At 71.3% G+C, this 2,518-nt stretch carries 3 protein-coding genes; 2 read left to right on the plus strand and 1 reads right to left on the minus strand.

Translation table 11 applies throughout. The features are described from left to right. Positions 1 to 150 precede the first annotated feature (150 nt). Positions 151 to 1,176 (minus strand): 6-phosphofructokinase, encoded by a 1,026-nt coding sequence (locus ACFWFR_RS19050; protein ID WP_056761933.1) that lies wholly within the window; start codon positions 1,174 to 1,176, stop codon positions 151 to 153. Between the two features lie 131 nt (positions 1,177 to 1,307). On the opposite strand from ACFWFR_RS19050, the gene ACFWFR_RS19055 reads away from it, so the two are divergent. Together ACFWFR_RS19055 and ACFWFR_RS19060 are read left to right on the plus strand one after the other, a co-directional pair. Next, on the plus strand, positions 1,308 to 2,117 hold the full coding sequence (locus ACFWFR_RS19055; protein ID WP_377624155.1) for a class I SAM-dependent methyltransferase: 810 nt from the start codon (positions 1,308 to 1,310) through the stop codon (positions 2,115 to 2,117). 141 nt (positions 2,118 to 2,258) lie between these two features. Beyond that, positions 2,259 to 2,474, plus strand: coding sequence for a hypothetical protein (locus tag ACFWFR_RS19060; RefSeq protein ID WP_377624157.1), 216 nt, complete (start codon positions 2,259 to 2,261; stop codon positions 2,472 to 2,474). The last annotated feature ends 44 nt before the right edge of the window (positions 2,475 to 2,518 follow it).

Below are 2,518 nucleotides of genomic sequence, written 5' to 3' on the forward strand. Positions count from 1 at the left end.
GCACCGTCAGACATCTTATCGACGGAATGGCGCGGGGGTCAAAGGGAGATTCTCGCGGTCACCCCCGGGCACGGGAACGCGCCCGCCCGACGACGCACGACGGCCGCCCGTGGTCCCCCGGACGGCCGTCGTGCGGTGCGCGTGCGCCGGTCAGGACAGCGCGTGCGCGACCCGCAGCAGCTCCGCGGGGACGTGCTTGACCTTGCCGGCGATCTCGTCGAGAGGCACCAGGACGACGCTCTCCCCGCGCAGCGCGGTCATGACCTTCGACTCGCCGCGCGAGACGGCGTCGACCGCGGCCACGCCGAATCGGCTGCCGAGGATGCGGTCCGTCGGCGTGGGCTCTCCGCCGCGCTGGACGTGCCCGAGGACCGTCAGGCGGGTGTCGAACCCAGTGCGCCGGGCGATCTCCGCCGAGACGCGCTCGCCGATCGACCCCGCGATGATCTCACCGTACTTGCCGAGCTCCTGCGTGAAGTTCATGCTGCTGCCCTCGCGCGGCACGGCGCCCTCGGCGACGACCACGATCGAGAAGTTGGCGTGCGCACGGTGGCGGTGACGCAGGAACTTCTCGATGGCGTCCATGTCGAACGGGTCCTCGGGGGCGAGTACGACCTCGGCGCCACCGGCGATGCCCGCGTTCACCGCGATCCAGCCCGCGTGCCGGCCCATGACCTCGACGACCATGACACGGTTGTGGCTCTCCGCGGTCGTGTGGACGCGGTCGATCGCCTCGGTCGCGATGTTGACGGCCGTGTGGAAGCCGATCGACAGGTCGGTGCCCTCCACGTCGTTGTCGATCGTCTTGGGGATCGCGACGATGTTCACGCCGGCGTCCGCGACCTTGCTCGCCGCGTGCAGCGTGCCGTCACCACCGATGCAGATCATCGCGTCGAGGCGCTCGGCCTCGACCGTGGCCAGGACCGCGTCGATCCCGCCGTCGGACGCGTGCGGGTGGAAGCGTGCCGTCCCCAGCAGGGTCCCGCCGACCGGGAGGACGTTGCGGATGTCCTGGCGCCCGAGCGGGATGATGTCGCCGTCGACGACACCCTTCCACCCGTTCCGGAACCCGATGATCGTGTGTCCGTACTCGCCCATCCCCTGCTTGACGACAGCCCTGATGGCCGCGTTCAAACCGGGGCAGTCCCCGCCACCTGTGAGCAGACCGATGCGCAACTCGAACCTCGTCTCGTGATGAGTGATCGTCGGAAGGCGGACCAGCGCCATCGCTCGACCGACCAGCCCCCACCCTATCGACCACCTGGGCCGATGGTGACGCACGCCCCGTGGCGCGAGACGATAGATGCATGACGGATGAGACGATCGGATCGGTCGGGTACCGGGACGTGCCGGCGGAGCAGGGAGGCGCAGCGGGACGCACCTGGTGGGACGCCAACGCCGAGGAGTACCTCGACGAGCACGGGGACTTCCTGGGCGCGGTCGACTTCTGCTGGTGCCCCGAGGGCCTGCGCGAGTCCGACGCGCACCTGCTGGGAGACCTGGCGGGGCGACGCGTGCTCGAGGTCGGCGCGGGTGCCGCGCAGTGCTCACGCTGGCTCGCAGCACGCGGCGTCGAGGTCGTCGCGACCGACGTGTCGGGCGGCATGCTGGACAGGGGGGCAGCGCTCAACGCCTCGACCGGGGTCCCGGTGCCGCTGGTCCAGGCGGACGCACGGCGGCTGCCGTTCGCCGACGCGAGCTTCGACGTCGCCTTCACGTCGTTCGGCGCCATCCCGTTCGTGCCCGACGCCGGAGCGATCCATCGCGAGGTCGCTCGCGTCCTGCGCCCCGGGGGTTCGTGGGTCTTCTCGGTGACCCATCCGCTGCGCTGGGCCTTCCCCGACGACCCGAGCGAGCACGGCCTGACGGCGAACCGCTCCTACTTCGATCGCCGGCCCTACGTCGAGACCGACACCGCCGGTCGCGTCGCCTATGCCGAGTACCACCGCACGTTCGGGGACCACGTCCGCGAGGTCGTCGCCGCCGGCCTCCTCGTCGAGGACGTCGTGGAGCCCGAGTGGCCGGCCGACAACCAGGAGGTCTGGGGCGGCTGGGGGCCCGTGCGGGGCGCGTACCTGCCCGGCACGGCGATCTTCCGGACCCGCCGCGCAGACTGATCCACCGGCGGCCGTCGTGGCGACTCTGTCAACCAGGGTTGACGCCGCGGCGAGCGTCAACTTATGTTGACAGTGTGGCGACTGCTCGCCACCTGGACCCGGGGAGACCCGCTACCGGAGGATCCGATGAAGGAGCCCGACATGACGATGCTCGTCCGTGCGGCCGACGACGACGACCCGCTGCGCGCGCTCGCCGCGCTCCGCGACCTCCGGGAGGAGGCCGACCGGCGTGAGGCTCTCGTCGTCCGCCGCGCGAGGACGCGGGGGATCTCGTGGGCAGCTATCGCGACGATCCTGGGGGTCAGCCGTCAGGCGGTCCACAAGAAGTACGGCGGCTCGCGCTTCACGCGGTCCTGAACGTCGTCGCACGTCACGGTCGGCCGCGGGGTGGGCGCCTCGCC

This window comes from Oerskovia sp. NPDC060287 (genome assembly GCF_042726775.1).
Lineage (GTDB): Bacteria > Actinomycetota > Actinomycetes > Actinomycetales > Cellulomonadaceae > Oerskovia > Oerskovia merdavium.